At 71.7% G+C, this 18,090-nt stretch carries 17 protein-coding genes; 8 read left to right on the forward strand and 9 right to left on the reverse strand.

Annotation, left to right across the window (positions count from 1 at the left end):
• Positions 1-89: 89 nt before the first annotated feature.
• The gene (locus ACFRIC_RS06740) at positions 90-1,262 is read right to left on the reverse strand and encodes an amidase domain-containing protein (RefSeq protein ID WP_382780430.1); all 1,173 of its coding nucleotides are present in this window, start codon (positions 1,260-1,262) and stop codon (positions 90-92) included.
• Positions 1,263-1,352: 90 nt separating this feature from the next.
• Here ACFRIC_RS06740 and ACFRIC_RS06745 point away from each other — a divergent pair, with 90 nt between their 5' ends.
• The 3 genes from ACFRIC_RS06745 to ACFRIC_RS06755 all read left to right on the forward strand — a co-directional run bounded on the left by ACFRIC_RS06745 (position 1,353) and on the right by ACFRIC_RS06755 (position 3,831).
• A complete protein-coding gene (locus tag ACFRIC_RS06745) occupies positions 1,353-2,309 on the forward strand; it encodes a GlxA family transcriptional regulator (protein WP_382780433.1) in 957 nt (318 codons plus the stop codon).
• A gap of 117 nt (positions 2,310-2,426) precedes the next feature.
• Complete coding sequence (gene gap, locus ACFRIC_RS06750; RefSeq protein ID WP_382780437.1) at positions 2,427-3,425, forward strand: type I glyceraldehyde-3-phosphate dehydrogenase; 999 nt, start codon at positions 2,427-2,429, stop codon at positions 3,423-3,425.
• An 88-nt stretch (positions 3,426-3,513) separates the two neighbouring features.
• On the forward strand, positions 3,514-3,831 hold the full coding sequence (locus tag ACFRIC_RS06755) for an antibiotic biosynthesis monooxygenase (protein ID WP_151467267.1): 318 nt from the start codon (positions 3,514-3,516) through the stop codon (positions 3,829-3,831).
• Between the two features lie 58 nt (positions 3,832-3,889).
• On the opposite strand, the gene ACFRIC_RS06760 is transcribed toward ACFRIC_RS06755, so the two are convergent.
• The 5 genes from ACFRIC_RS06760 to ACFRIC_RS06780 all read right to left on the reverse strand — a co-directional run bounded on the left by ACFRIC_RS06760 (position 3,890) and on the right by ACFRIC_RS06780 (position 9,236).
• Complete coding sequence (locus ACFRIC_RS06760) at positions 3,890-5,266, reverse strand: hypothetical protein (protein WP_382780441.1); 1,377 nt, start codon at positions 5,264-5,266, stop codon at positions 3,890-3,892.
• The gene (locus ACFRIC_RS06765; protein ID WP_382780444.1) at positions 5,263-6,558 is read right to left on the reverse strand and encodes a glycosyltransferase; all 1,296 of its coding nucleotides are present in this window, start codon (positions 6,556-6,558) and stop codon (positions 5,263-5,265) included. The genes ACFRIC_RS06760 and ACFRIC_RS06765 overlap by 4 nt, the downstream gene beginning before the upstream one ends.
• 153 nt (positions 6,559-6,711) lie before the next feature.
• Positions 6,712-7,245 (reverse strand): hypothetical protein, encoded by a 534-nt coding sequence (locus ACFRIC_RS06770; protein ID WP_382780446.1) that lies wholly within the window; start codon positions 7,243-7,245, stop codon positions 6,712-6,714.
• 8 nt (positions 7,246-7,253) lie between these two features.
• Positions 7,254-7,769: a SigE family RNA polymerase sigma factor gene (locus ACFRIC_RS06775; RefSeq protein WP_382780448.1), complete on the reverse strand. Its 516-nt coding sequence runs from the start codon at positions 7,767-7,769 to the stop codon at positions 7,254-7,256.
• Between the two features lie 129 nt (positions 7,770-7,898).
• Positions 7,899-9,236 carry a flavin-containing monooxygenase gene (locus ACFRIC_RS06780; RefSeq protein WP_382780450.1) on the reverse strand — a complete coding sequence of 446 codons (1,338 nt, stop codon included), beginning with the start codon at positions 9,234-9,236 and terminating at the stop codon, positions 7,899-7,901.
• Between the two features lie 256 nt (positions 9,237-9,492).
• On the opposite strand from ACFRIC_RS06780, the gene ACFRIC_RS06785 reads away from it, so the two are divergent.
• From ACFRIC_RS06785 to ACFRIC_RS06800, 4 genes are all read left to right on the forward strand, one after another.
• Entirely contained in the window at positions 9,493-10,143 is a 651-nt protein-coding gene (locus tag ACFRIC_RS06785; protein ID WP_382780453.1) for a TetR/AcrR family transcriptional regulator, read from the forward strand.
• On the forward strand, positions 10,143-11,855 hold the full coding sequence (locus ACFRIC_RS06790) for a GMC oxidoreductase (RefSeq protein WP_382780456.1): 1,713 nt from the start codon (positions 10,143-10,145) through the stop codon (positions 11,853-11,855). Before ACFRIC_RS06785 ends, ACFRIC_RS06790 begins: the two co-directional genes overlap by 1 nt.
• Positions 11,852-12,667, forward strand: coding sequence for an acetoacetate decarboxylase family protein (locus ACFRIC_RS06795; RefSeq protein WP_382780458.1), 816 nt, complete (start codon positions 11,852-11,854; stop codon positions 12,665-12,667). Before ACFRIC_RS06790 ends, ACFRIC_RS06795 begins: the two co-directional genes overlap by 4 nt.
• A gap of 216 nt (positions 12,668-12,883) precedes the next feature.
• Positions 12,884-13,810 carry an SGNH/GDSL hydrolase family protein gene (locus tag ACFRIC_RS06800; protein WP_382780461.1) on the forward strand — a complete coding sequence of 309 codons (927 nt, stop codon included), beginning with the start codon at positions 12,884-12,886 and terminating at the stop codon, positions 13,808-13,810.
• Between the two features lie 75 nt (positions 13,811-13,885).
• Here ACFRIC_RS06800 and ACFRIC_RS06805 read toward each other — a convergent pair whose 3' ends face one another.
• Positions 13,886-15,328 carry a cellulose binding domain-containing protein gene (locus tag ACFRIC_RS06805; RefSeq protein WP_382780464.1) on the reverse strand — a complete coding sequence of 481 codons (1,443 nt, stop codon included), beginning with the start codon at positions 15,326-15,328 and terminating at the stop codon, positions 13,886-13,888.
• 298 nt (positions 15,329-15,626) lie between these two features.
• Between ACFRIC_RS06805 and ACFRIC_RS06810 the strand changes: the two genes are divergently transcribed.
• Positions 15,627-16,514, forward strand: coding sequence for a GntR family transcriptional regulator (locus ACFRIC_RS06810; RefSeq protein WP_382780467.1), 888 nt, complete (start codon positions 15,627-15,629; stop codon positions 16,512-16,514).
• A gap of 21 nt (positions 16,515-16,535) precedes the next feature.
• Here the strand turns inward: ACFRIC_RS06810 and ACFRIC_RS06815 are convergent, their stop codons facing one another.
• Positions 16,536-17,309, reverse strand: coding sequence for a crotonase/enoyl-CoA hydratase family protein (locus ACFRIC_RS06815; protein ID WP_382780470.1), 774 nt, complete (start codon positions 17,307-17,309; stop codon positions 16,536-16,538).
• Positions 17,310-17,373: 64 nt separating this feature from the next.
• On the reverse strand, positions 17,374-17,706 hold the full coding sequence (locus ACFRIC_RS06820; protein ID WP_382780472.1) for a cytochrome P450: 333 nt from the start codon (positions 17,704-17,706) through the stop codon (positions 17,374-17,376).
• Between the last annotated feature and the right edge of the window lie 384 nt (positions 17,707-18,090).

Here is an 18,090-nt window from a genome sequence, read left to right on the forward strand (position 1 = left end):
CGACCGCGATGAGCGCGACGCCCGCGGAACGCGAAGGGCGGGAGCCCGGCACGTGGTGCCCGGCTCCCGCCCCCTGAGGACGCGACCGCTCAGGTGCGGTAGGCGTAGTACGCGGCGTTCGGGTACGACGCGATGATGCTCGCCAACGACCGGTTGTAGGTGTTGGTCGAGTGGTACGACACGTACGGCACACCCTGCGGGCTGCGGTACGTGACGATCATCGTGTGGTCCTTGGACCCGTCCTTGTTGAAGTCCATCTGGATGACGTCGCCGACGTCCGCCTGATAGACGTTCGCGAGGTTCGTGGTCCGCTTCGAGGACAGGGCGAACCACGAGAACTCGTTGACGCCGACGAACGAGTCCGACTGGATGTCGGCGTTGCCGAACCACTTGTGGAAGTCGTTCACGTAACCGGGAACGTGCTTCCAGCCGCCCGCCTTCAGGGACTGGCTGACGAAGTTCGTGCAGTCTCCGCCCGCGCCCTCCCCGTTGAAGTTGGGGTAGGCGGGGTTGTAGTTCTTCCAGTACTTCGCGGCGTACGCGGCCATCGCCTTGTAGTCGTAGCCGGAAGCCGTGAAGTTCTTCGGCTTGGCCGGCGCCGGCCTCGTGATGGCGGCACGGGTCGCCGAGGGCGGCGTGGTGTCACCGGTCATCGGCGTGGCGACGAACGTCGTGGCCTCGACCTGGTTGACCGCGACCCCGTCGTCCGTGTCCTGGACACCCGTGAGCTGCCAGTCGCCCTTGCGGTCGGCCTTGAAGGTCAGCGTGTGGTGCGCCTCGAAGCCGGTGGTCTTCGGCTCGGTGCCCGTCGCCTTGTCGTAGGCCAGGGTCGTCGTCTCGGTGACGTCGACCGTGGCGTCACGGCCCTTCACGCGCGTACGGTCCAGCGACACCGTGGTGTTGGCCGAACGGTACTTCTCGCCGAGCTCCGCCAGACGGGCCTTGCGGCTCTCCAGCTTCGTCAGCGCGGACTTCTCGGCACGCGACTGGGCCGAGGACAGGCGTACGTCGCCGGAGAACCGCGACGTCTTCCGCTGCGTTCCGTCGTCGCCCACCAGGGCGTCGGTACGGTCGGTGAAGACCGCGTCCGCGAGGCGCTGGAAGGTCGCCTTCGTGGCCGCGTCCACCTTGGGATCGGCGTTGACACTCGCCGCGCCCGCGGACCAGTTGGGCAGCAGGGCTGCGCCGGCGACGACCGAGGCGGCCGCCGCGGTGACTATGGTTGCGCGTTGCCGCTTACGGCTCAGTTTCCTTGATTTCAATGGGGATCCCCTCTACACCGGTATTCGATACCGGAGCCGCATCCTCGCACGGCGTGTGTGTCTCCTGTGAAGGGGGTTACGCTCTTCACCGTGTCGGCATCTCCCTTGCACCGCGTCGCCGTTCTCGTGCTCGAGGGGGCCAAACCCCTCGATGTCGGCATCGCCGCACAGGTGTTCACGACCCGGGCGAGCATGCCGTACGAGGTCCGGGTGTGCGGCGCGGAGCCCGGACTCGTCACCGGCGGTGACGGCCTCTCGTACCACGTGGCCCACGGCCTGGAGCAACTCGCCTGGGCCGAACTCGTCTTCGTCCCCGGCTACCGGTCACCGGACCGCGATGACCCGCCGCCCGCCGTCGTCGACGCGCTGATCGGGGCCCACGAGCGGGGCGCCCGCCTCGCGGCCATCTCGACGGGCGCGTTCGCGCTCGCCGCCACGGGGCTGCTCGACGGCAGGCGGGCCACGACGCACTGGCACTACACACGGGCGCTCGCGGCGAAACATCCGCTCGTCAACGTCGACGAGAACGTCCTGTTCGTCGACGAGGGGAGCGTCCTCACGTCGGCGGGCGCCGCCTCCGGGATCGACCTGTGCCTCCACATCCTGCGCGGCGACCTCGGGGTGGCGGCCTCCAACCACGCCGCCCGCCGCCTCGTCGCGGCCCCCTACCGCAGCGGCGGCCAGGCGCAGTACGTCCCGCGCAGCGTCCCCGAACCGCTGGGCGAACGGTTCGCGGCCACCCGCGAATGGGCCCTGCACCGGCTCGACGAGCCGCTCTCGCTGGAGGCGCTCGCCGAGCACGCGGCCGTCTCGCCGCGCACCTTCTCCCGGCGCTTCGCGGAGGACACGGGATACACGCCGATGCAGTGGGTCATGCGCGCCCGCATCGACATGGCCCGCGAACTCCTGGAGCGTTCGCAGTGGAGCGTCGAGCAGATCGCCGCGGGCGTGGGACTCGGCACCGGGGCCAACCTGAGGCTGCACTTCCACCGGATCCTCGGGACCTCCCCGAGTGAGTACCGGCGCACCTTCACCAAGGGCGAATAGTCCGCCACGGACCGTCCCCGGCCGGCTGGCGCGATCCTTGCGGACCATGGCGATCTCGCCGCTGTCATCGCCCGTCGGCGCGCGCGAGTCTTGGAGGGAGCCGAAGGGACAACAATCATGACTCGTATCGCCATCAATGGATTTGGCCGCATCGGACGCAACGTGCTGCGCGCCCTGCTCGAACGCGACACGGACCTGGAAGTCGTCGCGGTCAACGATCTGACCGAGCCCGCCGCCCTCGCGCGGCTGCTCGCCTACGACTCGACCTCCGGCCGGCTCGGCCGCCCGGTGACCGTCGACGGGGACACCCTCGTCGTGGACGGCAGGCGCATCAAGGTCCTGGCCGAGCGTGAGCCGGGGCAACTGCCCTGGGCCGAGCTCTCCGTGGACGTCGTACTGGAGGCCACCGGCCGTTTCACCTCGGCGAAGGCGGCCGGGGCGCACCTGGACGCCGGTGCGCGCAAGGTGCTCGTCAGCGCTCCGGCGGACGGCGCCGACGTGACGCTGGCGTTCGGTGTCAACAACGACGCCTACGATCCGGCCCTGCACACGATCGTCTCGAACGCGTCGTGCACGACCAACGCGCTCGCCCCGCTGGCCGCGGTGCTCGACGACCTCGCCGGCATCGAGCACGGCTTCATGACGACCGTGCACGCGTACACCCAGGAACAGAACCTGCAGGACGGACCGCACCGTGACGCCCGGCGGGCCCGTGCGGCCGCCGTCAACATCGTGCCGACCACGACCGGTGCCGCCAAGGCGATCGGTCTGGTGCTGCCGAACCTCGACGGCAAGCTGTCGGGCGACTCGATCCGCGTGCCGGTGCCGGTGGGCTCGATCGTCGAGCTCAACACCACCGTGGCCCGTGACGTGACCCGCGACGAGGTCCTCGCGGCCTACCGCGCCGCGGCCGAGGGCCCGCTCGCCGGCGTCCTCGAATACTCGGAGGACGCGCTCGTCTCGTCCGACATCACGGGCAACCCGGCCTCGTCGATCTTCGACTCGGCCCTCACCCGCGTCGACGGCCGCCACATCAAGGTCGTCGCCTGGTACGACAACGAGTGGGGCTTCTCCAACCGCGTCATCGACACGCTCCAGCTCCTCACCGCCGGCTGAGCCGGGACGGGAGCGACGGGGGCCGTCCGGGCAGGGCATCGGGCGGCCCCTGAACCGTCCGCCGCCCGCGGTGCGGCAGGATGGGGGCATGAGCGTAGTCAAGATCAACGTCCTGACCGTTCCCGCCGAACAGCGGGAAACCCTCGAGAAGCGCTTCGCCTCGCGCGCCGGCGCCGTGGAGAGCTCCGACGGCTTCGAGTGGTTCGAGCTTCTCCGCCCCGTCGAGGGCACCGACGACTACCTGGTGTACACGCGCTGGCGTGACGAGGAGTCGTTCCAGGCGTGGATGGAGGGCCCGATGAAGTCGGCCCACCAGGGTGGCGGCGACCGCCCCAAGCCCGCCGCCAGCGGTTCCTCGGTGTGGTCGTTCGAGGTCGTGCAGCAGGCGGCGCCCAAGAACGCGTGACGCCGCGCCACGAGCGGTACGTGCCCCGCACCGCGGATCGCGTGCGGGGCACGGTACGTCACGGGATCCCGACCTCGAAGAGCACGTAACCGGCGTAGGAGCCCGAGGCGAGCGCCGCGACGGTGAGGACCGCGCACAGGACCGGTGTGCTGAGCCGGCGCATGGCGGTGGCGCAGGGGATCAGGAGCGGGAACGCGGGGAGCAGGTAGCGGGACACGTTGCCGAAGATCTGCTGGCTGCCCAGGACGAGCGCCATGGTCAGCAGCGTGCTGACGGTCAGCACGAGCGGCGGCCGCAGCCGGAACAGCAGGGGCAGGGCGAGCAGCGCCAGCAGGACGGTGGCGGCGGCGATGACGTCTTCGTGGGGGTAGGCGAACAGGTAGTCGTAGTGGCCGACCATCAGGGACGAGAGCACCTTGACGGTGTGCCGGCCGTAGTCGAACGAGTGGGCCCAGGCCTTGTCCTGGAGCGTGAAGTACCCCCCGTAGTCGCTCATGCGGTGCCCCACCCAGCCGAGATAGCCGACCAGGCCGACGGGTGCGATCAGCACGGCCGCCACCGGGCGAAGGACCGCGTCCCGGCGCCATGCCCCTTCCGGGGCGGGGCCGTCCCCCCAGCGGCGTACCCGGCGTCGGTGCCGGACCACCTCCACGAGCGCGGCGAGGGCGAGTGCCGCGATCAGCGCGGTGGCCGTCGGCCGGGTGAGGCCCGCGAAGCAGGTCAGCAGGCCCGCGGTGAGCCAGTACCGGCGCATCACGGCGTAACAGGCCCAGGCGGCGAGGGCGACATAGAGGGACTCCGAGTAGCCCGACCACTCCACGCCGGAGCCCGGCCACACCGCCCACAGCCCGGCGGCCGCCAGCCCGGCGCGCCGGCCGCTGACGCGGGCGGTCACCGCGTGGATGCCCAGTGCGGCCACGAACGAGGCGGCGACGGAGACCACCAGGCCCGCGCCCAGCAGACCCAGCCCGGTGCACGAGGACACCAGGCGCATCAGCGCCGGGTACAGCGGGAAGAACGCGGCGGAGTTGCCCTCCAGGGTGATCAGACCGGTGGCGCCGGGCACCGGGACGAGCGCGGGATGGTAGCCGTGCGCGGCGATCTGCTGGTACCACCAGCCGTCCCAGGTGGCCAGGACGTCCCAGACATGGGCGCCGCCCCCGAAACGGGGGTTCTTCCGGCGGAAGTCCCCGGAGGAGTCCAGCAGGCACAGGAACACGCAGAAGCCGACGAGCTTCGTCGTGCCGTACAGGGCGAGGACCGGCCCGTGCCGCCGCGCGGCCCGGGCCAGCCGCTCCCGCGGAGTGGGGCTGCAATCCGGGCGTGTGCCGTCCGGGGCCGGGGTGTCCGGCCCCGCGGTCCGCGGCCCGGGGGCGGCGGTCCGGGGCTTGTCGGCCCGGCGGGCCCAGGTGGTCGTGAGGCCGGGCTCGTTCATCGGGGCCCGCTTCCCGCGCCGGCGCCCCGGGCGGCGGTCGTGAACACCCAGGTGCGCATGAGGAGGAAGCGCGCCAGCGTCGCCGCCAGGTTGGCGGTGACGAGCACCGCGATCTCGGCGGAGCGCCCCGGTGCGCGCGTCCAGTGGTGCAGTGCGGCCAGCGATCCGCCGGTGAGCGCGAGTCCGAGGCCGAGGACGGCCAGCCCCTTGGCCTGGTGGCGCAGGACGCCGCCCCGGCCGCGCAGCCCGAAGGTGAGCCGTCGGTTGGCGGCCGTGTTGGCGACGGCACACACCAACAGCGCCCAGGCGTTGGCGGCCTGAGGTCCCGTCACCGGGCGCAGCGCCGCGTACAGCAGGACGTACCCGATCGTGCTGAGCACGCCCACGGCACCGAACCGCAGCAGCTGAGCCGTCAGGGAGGTGGGTGGCGTGCTCTCGGAGGCCCGCCCGAGGCGTGCCGTGGGCAGCGTGCCACGGGCCAGCGCGCGGCCGATCCGCGCGATGCCGCGCAGGTCGGCCACGGCGGTGGAGACGAGGTCGACCCGGCTGTCGGGGTCGTCGACCCAGTCGACCGGTACTTCGTGGATGCGCAGCCCGGCCCGTTCGGCGATCACCAGCAGCTCGGTGTCGAAGAACCAGCCCGAGTCCTCCACCAGCGGCAGCAGCCGCTCGGCGACATCCCTGCGGACGGCCTTGAAGCCGCACTGCGCGTCGGAGAAGCCGACGGCGAGCGTGGACCGCAACAAAGCGTTGTAGCAACGGGAGATGATCTCGCGCCGGGGGCCGCGGGTCACCCGGGAACCACGGGCGAGCCGGGTGCCGATGGCGATGTCGGAGTGCCCGGATATCAGCGGCGCGACGAGCGGCAGGAGCGCGTTGAGCTCGGTGGACAGGTCGACGTCCAGGTAGGCGAGCACCGGCGCCTGAGAGCCGGACCACGCGGTGCGCAGGGCCCGTCCGCGTCCCTTCTGGTCGAGTCGTATCCACGTCGTCTCGGGCAGCTCGGCGGCCAGCCGGGCGGCGATCCGCGGGGTCGCGTCGGTGCTCGCGTTGTCGGCGACGGTGATGCGGAAGGGGTACGGGAACGTCTCGCGCAGATGGGCGTGCAGCCGGCGCACGCTCGGCTCCAGGTCGGTCTCCTCGTTGAACACGGGGACGACCACGTCCAGAACGGGTTCCGTGTGGTCCGCCGGAGACGGAAGCCGGACAGGGCGCCGGACGGGGAGCCGGTCCGAGAGCACACGGTCGGATTCCGCGCAGGCCGTCGGGGCGCACCGCAATGCCTTCGTCATGGTCTGTCCTGTTCTGTTCGCTGTCGCGGGGCAGGCCGAAGACGCTCACGGCCGGACCGCGCTGACGGAGTGCGGATCGTGCGGATGGGGCGGATGGGGCGGATGGGGATGCCGGGTGCGGACGGCGGCGCCGCCCGCGGAGGCCGTGCCGGGCTACCCGGTGCTGCTCACCTCGACCGACGAGGGTTCGGGGTTCGAGGCGGGAGGCGAGGACGTCGGGGTGTTCCTCGGGGTCGCCGTCTCTGTGGCGGGCGCGCTGGTCGTGGCCGTGCCCCTGCCCCCGGCGTCGGAGGCCACCGACGTCGAACTCTCCGTCGACGTGGGGGTCTCCGGAGGGCCGGAGGTCCCGGTGGTGGTCTCGGCCGTGCCGGTGGCCGACTCGGTGGGTGTCGTCGTCCCGCTCGGCGGCGGGGTCGGCGTCGGGGTGACGTACGGGGTGGTGGGGGTGTCGGTGGGCCGCGGCACGGGACCCAGGGGGCGGTCGCGGTCCGGGGCGTGCGGCAGCAGGAACAGTCCGACGCTGATCCCGGCGGCGGCCAGGACGCAGCTCGCGGCCCGCTGCGCCGCGCGGATCCGGCGGCGGACGCGGACGCCGTCGCGGAGGCTGTTCTGCTGTGCGGGCTCGAAAGGGGTGTGTTCCTGGGCGTCGCGCATCATCCGCGCCAACTCCCGCTCGAAGTGGTCCATTCTTTCCTTCACCCCACCGGCTCGATGACATCCGCCAGGAGTTGGCGCAGCCGCGCCACACCCCGTGACGCGTGGGAACGGGCGGTGCCGAGCGGACAGCCCAAGACCTCCGCGACCTGTTTCTCGGGCAGATCCTGGTAGTAGCGCAGCACCACGGCCGCCCGCTGCCGGGGCGGCAGTTGGGCCAGCGCCGCTTCGAGGCGCGAGCGTTCCACGACGGCCGCGGACTCGTCGCCGGTGTGCGCGAGATCGGGCAGCGTCTCCACGGGGCGCTCGCCCCACCACCGCCGCCGTGCGGAGCGGGCGGCGGCGCGCGCCATGACCTTGCGTACGTAGGCCTCGGGTGCCTCGTCGGCCACCTTCGGCCAGGCGAACCACAGTTTGACCAAGGCCTCCTGGAGCAGATCCTCGGCGCGGTGCCGGTCACCCGCGCAGAGCAGGCGGGCGAGGTGGAACAACGCCGACCAACGGGCCGCGACGAACCCGTCGAACCCGCCTGTCCCCTCGGCTCTTGCCTGTCCCATCCGCACCCGTCCCCGCACTTGCCGGCTCGTACACCTGGGGAAAGACGCTGGCGGGCGCGTCACTATGCACTTCGGGCGCGTGATCTGGGTCACGCGTGCAGAGATCGAGGGTCGTCCGGGGCGGGACCGTCAGCGGCCGGCCGCACTCCTGCGGGCTCGGGCCGCGCCCCTGCGGCGTTCTCTCCGCAGCTCGCGGAGGTAGGCCTGCGCGTCCACCTGGATGGTGTGCCGGGTCGAGGCGACGTAGCGGCGCGCCAGCCTCTCGCGGTACGCGCCGGTCTCCTGGCGCATCCGCTCGGGCCCGGGCAGCGCGCACCGGTCCTCCAGCAGGTCGGCCACCCAGTGGGACTGTGCCTCCGCGAGCGGCATGATCGCGCCGAGCGGCTGGACCAGCCCGATGAAGTAGAGGCCGGGACGGTCCGGCGCGACCACGCGGTGGTAGAGCGCGATGTCGTTGTCGGACGGATCGATCACGTCGTCACCGAGGAACGGGAACGCGATGTCGTAGCCGGTGCAGTACACGATCGCGTCGATCACCTCCGTGCTCCCGTCCTCGAACGTCACCCGGTCGCCGGCCAGTCGTACGGGAGCGGGCTTCACGGTGAGGTCGCCGTGACCGAGGCGCGAGAGCAGGTCGTCGGAGATGGTGGGATGGGCGGCCAGCACGCCGTGCCGGGGCGTCGGCAGCCCGTAGTCCTTCAGCCGGCCCCGGCTGAGCCGCAGCATGAGCCGCAGACCCTGTGCCTGCACGGACAAGGGGGCCCGGGCCAGCCAGGAGCCGGTGAGATGGTCGGTGGGCACGCCGAAGAGGTACTTGGGCAGGATGTGCGCGCCGCGGCGCATGGCGAGGACCGTGCCGCGGGAGACCCGCGAGGTCTCGACCGCGATGTCGCAGGCCGAGTTGCCGATGCCGAGGACGAGGACACGCTTGCCGGCGAAGGGCGCGGGGGTCCTGTAGTCGTGCGAGTGGATCTGCGTGCCGGTGAACTCCTCGGCTCCCGGAAGCGACGGCCGAGGCCAACGGGCCTTCCAGTGGTGTCCGTTGGCGACCAGGACGGCCCCGTAGACCCGTTCGGCGGTCTCGCCGGTGTCCACGTGGCGCGCGGTGACACTCCACGTGCCGTCGGGCAGCGGTTCCACGCGCGCCACCTCGGTGCGGAAGGCGATGGACGGCCGCAGCCCGAAATGGTCCACGAAGCTGTCGAAGTACCGGGCGATGTGGAAGTGGCCGGGGTAGACCGGACAGTCCTCCGGCATGGGGAAGCTCGCGTACTCCATGATCTGGCGCGAGGTGTTGATGTGCAGCGAGCGGTACGCGGACGACATCCCGTTGTCGTTCAGATAGCGCCAGTTGCCGCCGACCTCCGACCCGGTCTCGTAGCAGTCGTACGGGATCCCGCGCGCCGCCAGCACCTGGCAGGCGGCGATCCCGGACGAGCCCGCCCCGATCACGCACACCCTGTCCATGCCCGCCCCCTCGTGTGACCGCCCCCATGACCACCCGGTCACATGACCAGGTGGTCACAGGCTGCTGTCCGGCGGCCCCGTGTGTCAATGACCTTGACACGAAGCAGAGTTCGGGTCGAGAACGGCCCAATGCCGTTGTATCCCCGATCCGTTGACCAGCGGTCCCATTTCCGCCGGACTCGTTGACAGGGCGTCCGCACCGCACCGACCATGACCGGACGGTCACATGACCGCCCGGTCATACCCAGGAGTACGCATGCCCACTTCCACCTGGACCCGCCTGTCACCGGTGCGGCGCGAACGGGTCCTGGTCGCCGCGATGGACGAGTTCGGCACCCACGGCTACTCCACCGGAAGTCTCAATGTGATCGCCCGTGAGGCCGGCGTGGCCAAGGGCTCGCTGTTCCAGTACTTCGAGGGCAAGCTCGACCTGTTCGCCTACGTGGCCGAGCAGACCTCCCTGCGCGTCTACGCCGCCATGGAGCCCTGGCTGGACGGATACGACGGCTCCACGGAGTTCTCCCGCTACCTCACCGACGCGCTGGAGGCGTGGTTCGACTACTTCGCCGGCCATCCGCTGGAACGAGGGGTCACCGCGGCCACCAACATGGAGCTCGACCCCGCCGTCCGCAACGCCGTACGGGCCCCGGTGCAGGACCTCTACCTCGCCGGTCTGCGCCCCCTGGTCGAGCGGGCGGTCGAGACCGGCGACCTGCGCAAGGGCGCCGACGTCGACGCCCTTCTCTCGCTGCTGCTCGTCCTGCTGCCGCACCTCGCGCTCGCGGCCCACACCCCCGGCTTCGAAGGGCCGGTACGCCTCGCGGGCGAACACCCGGAGGTCCGCCGGGCGAACATCGCCCGCCTGGTCGGCCCGGTCCTCGCCGACTTCGTACCGCGGGCTCCCTGATGGACACACCCGACTACGACGTCCTCGTCATCGGCTCCGGATTCGGCGGCAGCGTCACCGCGCTGCGCCTCACCGAGAAGGGGTACCGGGTCGGGATCCTGGAGGCGGGGCGCCGCTTCGCCGACGCCGACTTCCCCCGGACCTCCTGGCACGTGCGCGACTACCTCTTCGCCCCCCGCCTCGGCTGCACCGGCATCCTGCGCATGACCCTGCTCGGCGACGTCCTCGTCCTGACCGGCGCGGGTGTCGGCGGCGGCTCCCTCGGGTACGCCAACACGCTCTACGAGCCGCCCGCGTCCTTCTTCCAGGGCTCGCCGTGGGCCGGCATCACCGACTGGCGCGGCGAACTCGCCCCGTACTACGCGCGGGCCCGCCGCATGCTGGGCGTCACCCCCAACCCCCTGCTCACGGAAGCCGACCGGCTCCTCAGGGACACCGCGGACGATCTCGGCTGCGCCGACACCTTCAAGCCCGTGCCGGTCGGCGTGCATTTCGGGCCGCCCGGCACACAGCCCGGCGCCCGCGTCGCGGACCCCTACTTCGGCGGCGCGGGGCCGGACCGCAACGCCTGTCTGCACTGCGGCGCCTGCATGACGGGCTGCCGCCACAACGCGAAGAACACCCTGCCCAAGAACTATCTGGGCCTGGCCGAACGCGCCGGCGCCGAGGTGCTCGCCCTGCGCACGGTCACGGACGTCACCCGCGACGGCGAGGGCTGGGCCGTCACGTCGGTACGCACGGGCGGAGGCCCGCTGCGACGCCGACGGACCCTGACCGCACGGCACGTCGTCTTCGCGGCCGGCGCCCTCGGGACGCAGCGGCTGCTGCACCGGCTGCGCGAGCGCGGCTCCCTGCCCGAGGTGTCACCCCGCCTCGGGCTGCTGACCCGCACCAACTCCGAGGCGATCCTCGGCGTCAGGGCCAGGGACCGGGACACCGACTTCAGCCGGGGCGTCGCCATCACCTCCTCCGTGCACCTCGACGAGAACACGCACGTCGAAGCCGTCCGGTACGGCCGCGGAAGCAACCTGCTCGGGCTGCTCGGCGCCCTGCTCGTCGACCCCGTCCCCGGACGGTCCCGGCTCCTCACGGGTCTGGTCGCGATGGCACGCAACCTGCGGAACCTGCCGGGCCTGCACAACCCGCGCCGCTGGTCCCAGCAGACCGTCGTCCTGCTGGTCATGCAGTCCCTCGACAACTCCGTGACGACGTACCTCCGTCGTGGACCCACCGGGCGCGTGCGGCTGACCAGCCGGCCCGGCGAGGGCACCCCCAACCCGACCTGGATACCCGCCGGACACCGGGCGGCCCGCCGGGCCGCCGAGCGCATCGGCGGCCAGGCCTGCGGCACCTGGGCCGATCTGTTCGACATCCCCACCACCGGACACCTCATCGGCGGATGCGCGGTCGGCGAGACCCCGGAGACCGGCGTGGTCGACCCGTACCACCGGCTGCACGGGCATCCGGGCCTGCACGTCATCGACGGCTCCACGATCTCGGCGAACCTCGGCGTGAACCCCTCCCTCACCATCACCGCCCTGGCCGAACGGGCCGTCGCCCTGTGGCCCAACCAGGGAGAGGAAGACCCCCGGCCCGAACCAGGCCTGCCCTACCGCCGCGTGCGCCCGGTCCCCCCGAGGCACCCCGCCGTGCCCGCCGGCGCACCGGCCGCGCTGCCGGCGGAACCTCCCACCGGAAAGGACACCCCGTGACGCGCTACCCCGAGGAACCCTGGCATCTGGCCGGGCGGATGTATCTGTCGCTGTGGCTGGTGCCGGCCCGCGAACTGCCCCGGGTGGCGGACGGCACCCGGCCCGTCACCGTCGCCGGGCGCGGAGCGGTGGGCGCCGCCTGGGTCGTCTACGAGAACGACAGCGTCCTGCACTACAACGAACTCCTCCGCGCCGTGCTCGTACGGGACGGCGGCCGTCCGCGCGTCTGCATCACCGACATCTGGGTCGACAGCCCCGCCTCGATGACGGGCGGCCGTGAACTGTGGGGAATCCCGAAGGAGTTGGCGGAGTTCGCCATCGACCGGACCGCCATCGACCGGACCGCCATCGACCGGACGGCCGTCGACGGGACCGCACATGTCGGGAGGGCCGATCTCGGGAGCGCCGAGGTCGGGACCGGCGGTGTCGGGACCCGCGGTGTCGGGACCGGCGCGGCGGCGGACAAGGGTGTCCGGGGCCGTGCGGCGACGGCCGAGGGCGTCGTGGCCACGGCGGCGACCGACGAGGGTGTCCTGGCCGGTGCCGTCTTCGACCCCGGCCGTCGGCTGCCGGGCCGCTGGCCCCTCACCTATCGCGTCACGCAGACCCTCGACGGCGCGCTGAAGACCAGTTCCGTCCGCTCACGCTCGGCCGTTCGCGCGGCCCGCGCCCGCTGGATCACGCAAGAGGGCAGCCCGCTGGGGGAGTTGGGCCGACGCCCGCCCCTGCTCAGCCTGGTCCTCGACGACTTCACCCTCCGCTTCGGGGACGCCGACCTCACCTCGTCCGCACGGCGGGCGGCCACGCCGTAGACGGCACGCGACCGACCGAACCGGCCGGTCCGCGGACGAGAAATGGACAAGTGGAGGGCGATCAAACTCTGTTCCGGCGGCCTACCGGCCGGTATACAGACCAGGTTGGGTCTGCCGGGCAGGAGCCGTCCGGCCTGTCGCGGCGCCGCGATCCCGTGCGCCGTGAGACGCCGGTACCCGTTCAGCAGGCTGTCACGGTTTCAGGGGAGGGGCACGATGAACGATCACACGCGTCCGGAAAACGCCGTTCCAGGGCGGCGGGGCGCCCTGGCGCTGGGGGCCGCGCTGAGCAGTTGCGCGCTCGTCGCGGGCGTCGCGGCGGCAGCCCCCGCCCAGGCGGGCGAAGGGCACAAGGGGCACGGCGTGAACTACGTCGCGCTCGGCGACTCGTACACGTCGGGGCCGCTGATCCCTCAGCAGGTCGACGCGAACTGCGCGCGCTCCGACCACAATTACCCCTCGATCACCGCGGCCGCCCGCAAGGTCGCCTCGTTCACGGACGTGAGCTGCTCGGGCGCGAAGACCGACGAGATGTGGAAGGCGCAGGGGACCAACGGACCCCAGCTCGACGCGGTGAAGCGGGACACCGATCTGGTGACCGTGCAGATCGGCGGCAACGACATGGGCTTCGGCCCCATCATCGCCACCTGTGCCGGGCTCAGCTCGAAGGACCTCGCGGGCAACCCCTGTCAGCAGTACTACGGTGCCGCGGGCTACGACCAGCTCACCCTGAACATCCTCCAGACGGCGCCCAAGGTCGCCCGGGTACTGCGGGAGGTGCATTCCAGGGCGCCGCACGCCCGCGTGGTCGTCGTCGGCTACCCCGACCTGCTGCCCGACGACGGCAGCGGCTGCTACCCGACGGTGCCGTTCGCCGCGAAGGACTTCCCGTACCTGCGCGACACCGGCAAGCGGCTCAACCTGATGCTGCGCACGGTGGCGTACCTGAACCGGGCCGAGTTCGTGGACACGTACGCGCCGACCGTGGGGCACGACATGTGCAAGGCGCCCGCCGACCGCTGGATCGAGCCCCTGCGACCGACCGCACCCGCCGCTCCGGCCCACCCGAACGCCGCGGGTCAGGCGGCCATGGCCCGCGCCGTGCTGGCCGAGCTGGGCCACGGGGCCGGCCACCACCACTGACCGCTCCGGTCCGACGCCCGGTCCCTGTCGGCGAACGCCCCCGCGTCCGCCGACAGGGTCCTCGGACCGGCCGGGTCAGGAAGCCGGCACCTCGTCGACGAACGTGGTGCCGGCGCCGCGGTAGGCGCTCACCTTGGCGGCGACCTGGGCCGGGGTGAGGACCTGGTCCTTGACGTGCAGGACGTAGTCGACCTGTTCGTCGTACGCGCGCGCCCCGGTCGAGGTCTGTCCGGCGAGGTCGATCAGCCACTGGTTGAAGTTGATCGACATGGGCCGCTCGGGCAGGTACTGGGCGTCATGCGTGCCGAAGAGCTGCCCGTCGATGTAGTACTTGATGCTGCTGTTGTCGATCGTGAGGACCAGGTCGTGCCAGCCGGCGTAGCTCTGGCGGGCCTCGGTGTGCTGGTTGACGGCCTGCCAGGGGTCGGGGTTGTAGGTCTCCCAGGACGTCGTGTACAGGATGTTGCCCGTCTCGCCCCAGCCGCCGTTGGGCAGGTACTCGAAGTCGTACTCGGCGTAGTCGTCGGCCATCGGCGCCGTGAGGTCGTTGATGGTGAAGAACGTCTGCACCAGGTGGTCGCCGTCGGGGCCGGACGCGGGCGCGTCGGCAAACTTCACCCGTGCCGCGTAGGTGCCGTTCTTGAACTTCATGCTCTTGGAGACGACTTCGGTCTGCCGGGTGGACTCGGCGGTGCCCGAGGTCGACGTCTGGAGGTTCATCACCGTGTTGCCCGACACCACGGGGAACGTCACCTTGGACGGGTCCCAGGTCGCGCCGGGAACACCGGGGCCGCCGGAGTTGGAGCGGACGTTCCAGCCGTGCGCGGAGATCGCGGGGTCGGTGGACGACGCGTAGGAGAAGTCGTCGAACAGCGCCTTGCCGCCGCCGGGCGGGTCGGTCGGATCGGTCGGGTCGGTGGGGTCGGTCGGATCCGTGGGGTCGTTGCCCGCGGGCGCCGTGCCCCACACGGTGGCTCCGGCGAGCTGGGCGGTGACCTTGTTCCAGTCCGCGTACGAGGTCTGGGCGCCGTTGAAGGAGTAGTCGTCCGCCTGGTTCAGGGTCTGCCAGCTCGACTGGTAGAAGCGAAGCTGCATGTCACCGGTGTCGGCGCCCGGTGCCAGCGTGCCGGCCGTGGAGGTGAAGCCGATCTCCAGGTACCGGTCCGCGGTGGCGGTGGGGTGGGCCAGGGTGCCGAACGTGCCGGTGACGTTCGCGCATCCCTTGACGGCCCAGGAACAGGCGAAGCGGTAGCCGGCGCTCGCCGAGTCCGCCTTGAAGTAGTAACGGATCCTCACCTGGCTCAACTGCACCGTCGTGGAGCCGGTGTTGCGCACCTTGAACCAGGGCTCGCTCTGGTCGGCGGTGGCACCGCTCGCGCTGGTGCGGTACTGGACGGCGATGCCCCCGGCCGCGGCGGCGGGGACGGACATCGGGACGGCCACCAGGGCGGTGCCGCCCAACAGGGCCGACAGGGCGAGGGCCACGCGACGGCGGCCTGACAGGGGGCGGTTGCTCATGTGGGTTCCTTTCGATGGGCTCCCGCCGGCCGCGGGAGGTGGGGGTGCTCAGGAACACGTGGAGACGGGCCGTGCTTGACCAGTTGGCCGCTGGGCCTTACCAGTTGACGTCGCCTGAAAAGTGGCATAGACCAATGCGTCCGTCAACCCCCTTGTGTTCGAAGGAAGTTGGCCGGAGGGAACGGATGTGCGTGACTGTTGAGTCAAGGCCAAGGGGAGCAAGAGGCCGGACCAGCAGACCAGTTAGGGTCAGGGGCCATACCAGTTGCCCGGCACCGACGACGAGCGAGGGTCAAGCATGGAGATCGATCCCGCCGCCTCCCGCGCGGTACTCAAGCGGGAAAGGGTCCGGGACACGATCCTCGAACTCATCGAGGAACGCCGTCCCGGCGACGCCATCCCGTCCGAGCGCACGCTCTGCGCGCAACTCGGGGTGTCACGGCCGACCCTGCGCGCGGCCGTGGACCAACTCGTCGTCGCCGGACTCCTGGTGCGCGAGCACGGGCGGGGCATGTTCGTGGCCGCCGAGAAGATCACCCAGGAACTCGTCCCCGACCCGGAGAACTTCAGCCTGCCCCGGGCCGCGGGCACCTGGACCAGCCGGCTCCTGGAGTTCAGCACGGTGTCCGCCGGTGCCCGGGTGGGCCGCCGCCTGCGCATCTCCCCGGCCGCGGACATCCGTTACGTGGCCCGGCTCCGCCTCGTCGACGGCTCACCCATGGCCATCGAGTACCTGCACGTCCCCGCCGGCCTGGTGCCCGACCTGACCAGTGACGAACTGGAGAACGGCGACCTGTACGAGCACCTGGGCGAACGGCACGGGATCCAGGTCAGCGAGGCGTTCCAGTCGATCGAGCCGACGGTCCTGACCCGTGACGAGGCGGACCTGCTCGACGTGCCGGAACTGTCCCCGGCCCTGCTGTTCGAGCGCCTCACCTCGGACGCCTCGGGCCGGCCGGTCGAGTACGTCCACTCGATCTACCGAGGGGACCGCTACCGCATCGTCTCCCGCCTGGCCCTCGGGCCCCGTTCGCAGCGCCAGTCGCCCCACGACGGACACCACCCCGGGATCCCGCCCGGCGACTTCCTGCCGGGCGAACCCGTCACCTTCTCCACCCGCGGCGTCGTGGCCGGCGGCCTCTTCGGCCAGGGCGGCGGACCGGGGGAGGACGGTCCGGCGACGTGACGGGGGCGGACGCCTCGTCGCTCACCGCCTCCAGGCAGGGGGGCGCTTCTCGGTGAACGCCCGCGCTCCCTCGGTGGCGGCGTGGGTGGTGAAGACCGGCGCGCTCAGCGGATCCTGGACGGCGTAAGCGGTGTGGTCGTCGAGTCCGCGGGTGTCCTGGACGACGCGCTTGGTGACGTGGACGGCGTCGCGGGAATGGGCCTGGACGCGTTCGGCCAGGGCGATCGCCGCGTCGAGGGCTCCCCCCTCGGGGGTGAGCCGGTTGACGAGTCCGTATCGCGCCGCGTCGGCGGCCGGCAGCGGAGCCGCGGTCAGCAACAGTTCCATGGCTACGTGGTAGGGGAGCCGGCCGGGAAGACGGACGGCGCCGCCCTCGGCGGCGATCAGCCCACGGGCGACCTCGGGCAGGGCGAAGAACGCGGTGTCGGATGCGGTGATGAGGTCGCAGGCGAGGGCGAGTTCGAAGCCGCCCGCGACGGCCGCGCCCTCCACGGCGGCGATGAGCGGCTTGCGGATCCGGGCGCGGGTCAGTCCGCCGAGCCCACGGTCGGCGACGAGCGGAACTCCATGGTCGGGGAAGGCCTTGAGGTCCATCCCCGAACAGAAGTGGCCGCCCGCGCCGGAGAGGACGCCGACACCGAGAGAGGGCTCGGCCTCCAGCCGGGCGAGGGCCGTGTCCAGGGCGTCGGCCAGCGCCCGGTCGACGGCGTTGCGGACGTGGGGCCTGTTCAGCGTGATGAGCAGGACGCCGGGGCAGGGTTCGGCCGTCGTCACCACGGGTTCACTCGTGTCCATGAGATGTGCTCCTGGTCGAGGGTCGTTCGGCACGCGGGCCCGCGCGCCGTAGGACGGGGGCGGATCAGATCTGTACGACAGGGAGTTCGGCCAGCCCGCGCATGACCCGGGCCGGACGCCAGGGGAGTTCGTCGTAGGGCTTGGCGAGCCGGACCGGGCCCAGTCGTTCGAGCAACCGGGGGAAGGCGACCGCGCCTTCGAGGCGGGCGAGAGCGGCGCCGATGCAGAAATGGGGGCCGTGGCCGAAGGCGAGATGGTCGTTGGGGGTCCGGCCCACATCGAGCCGGTCGGCGTCCGCGAAGCGGGCCTCGTCCCGGTTGGCGGAACCGATCAACAGGCTGACGATGTCCCCCCCTGTCGATCGACTGGCCGTGCAGGCGGATCGGTTCGGCGGCACACCGGAAGGTCGCGTCCCGCACGGGGGAGTCGTACCGGAGCAGTTCCTCGACCGCTGTGCCGACGAGCTCGGGGCCGGCTTCCGGTCCGGTCAGCAGGGCCGCCTGGTCCGGGTTCCGGAGCAGCGCGAGCGTGCCGTTGCCGATGAGGTTCATGGTGGTGTCGTGGCCGACCAGCAGCAGGAGGTAGGCGGTCGAGCGCAACTCCTCCTCGCTCATCACCCCGCTGTCGTCGCCGGCCCGCACGAGAGCGCCCAGCAGGTCGACCCCACTGCTTTCGCCGCTCGTTCGTTTTCCGGCGATCAGGCGGTCGAGGAGGGCGTGCAGTTCTCGTGCCACCCGGGCCGGATCCCGGCCCGGATCGGGTGCGATCGTGGCCATGAGCG

The organism is Streptomyces sp. NPDC056738 (assembly GCF_042790435.1).
In the GTDB taxonomy this organism is placed as follows: Bacteria; Actinomycetota; Actinomycetes; order Streptomycetales; family Streptomycetaceae; genus Streptomyces.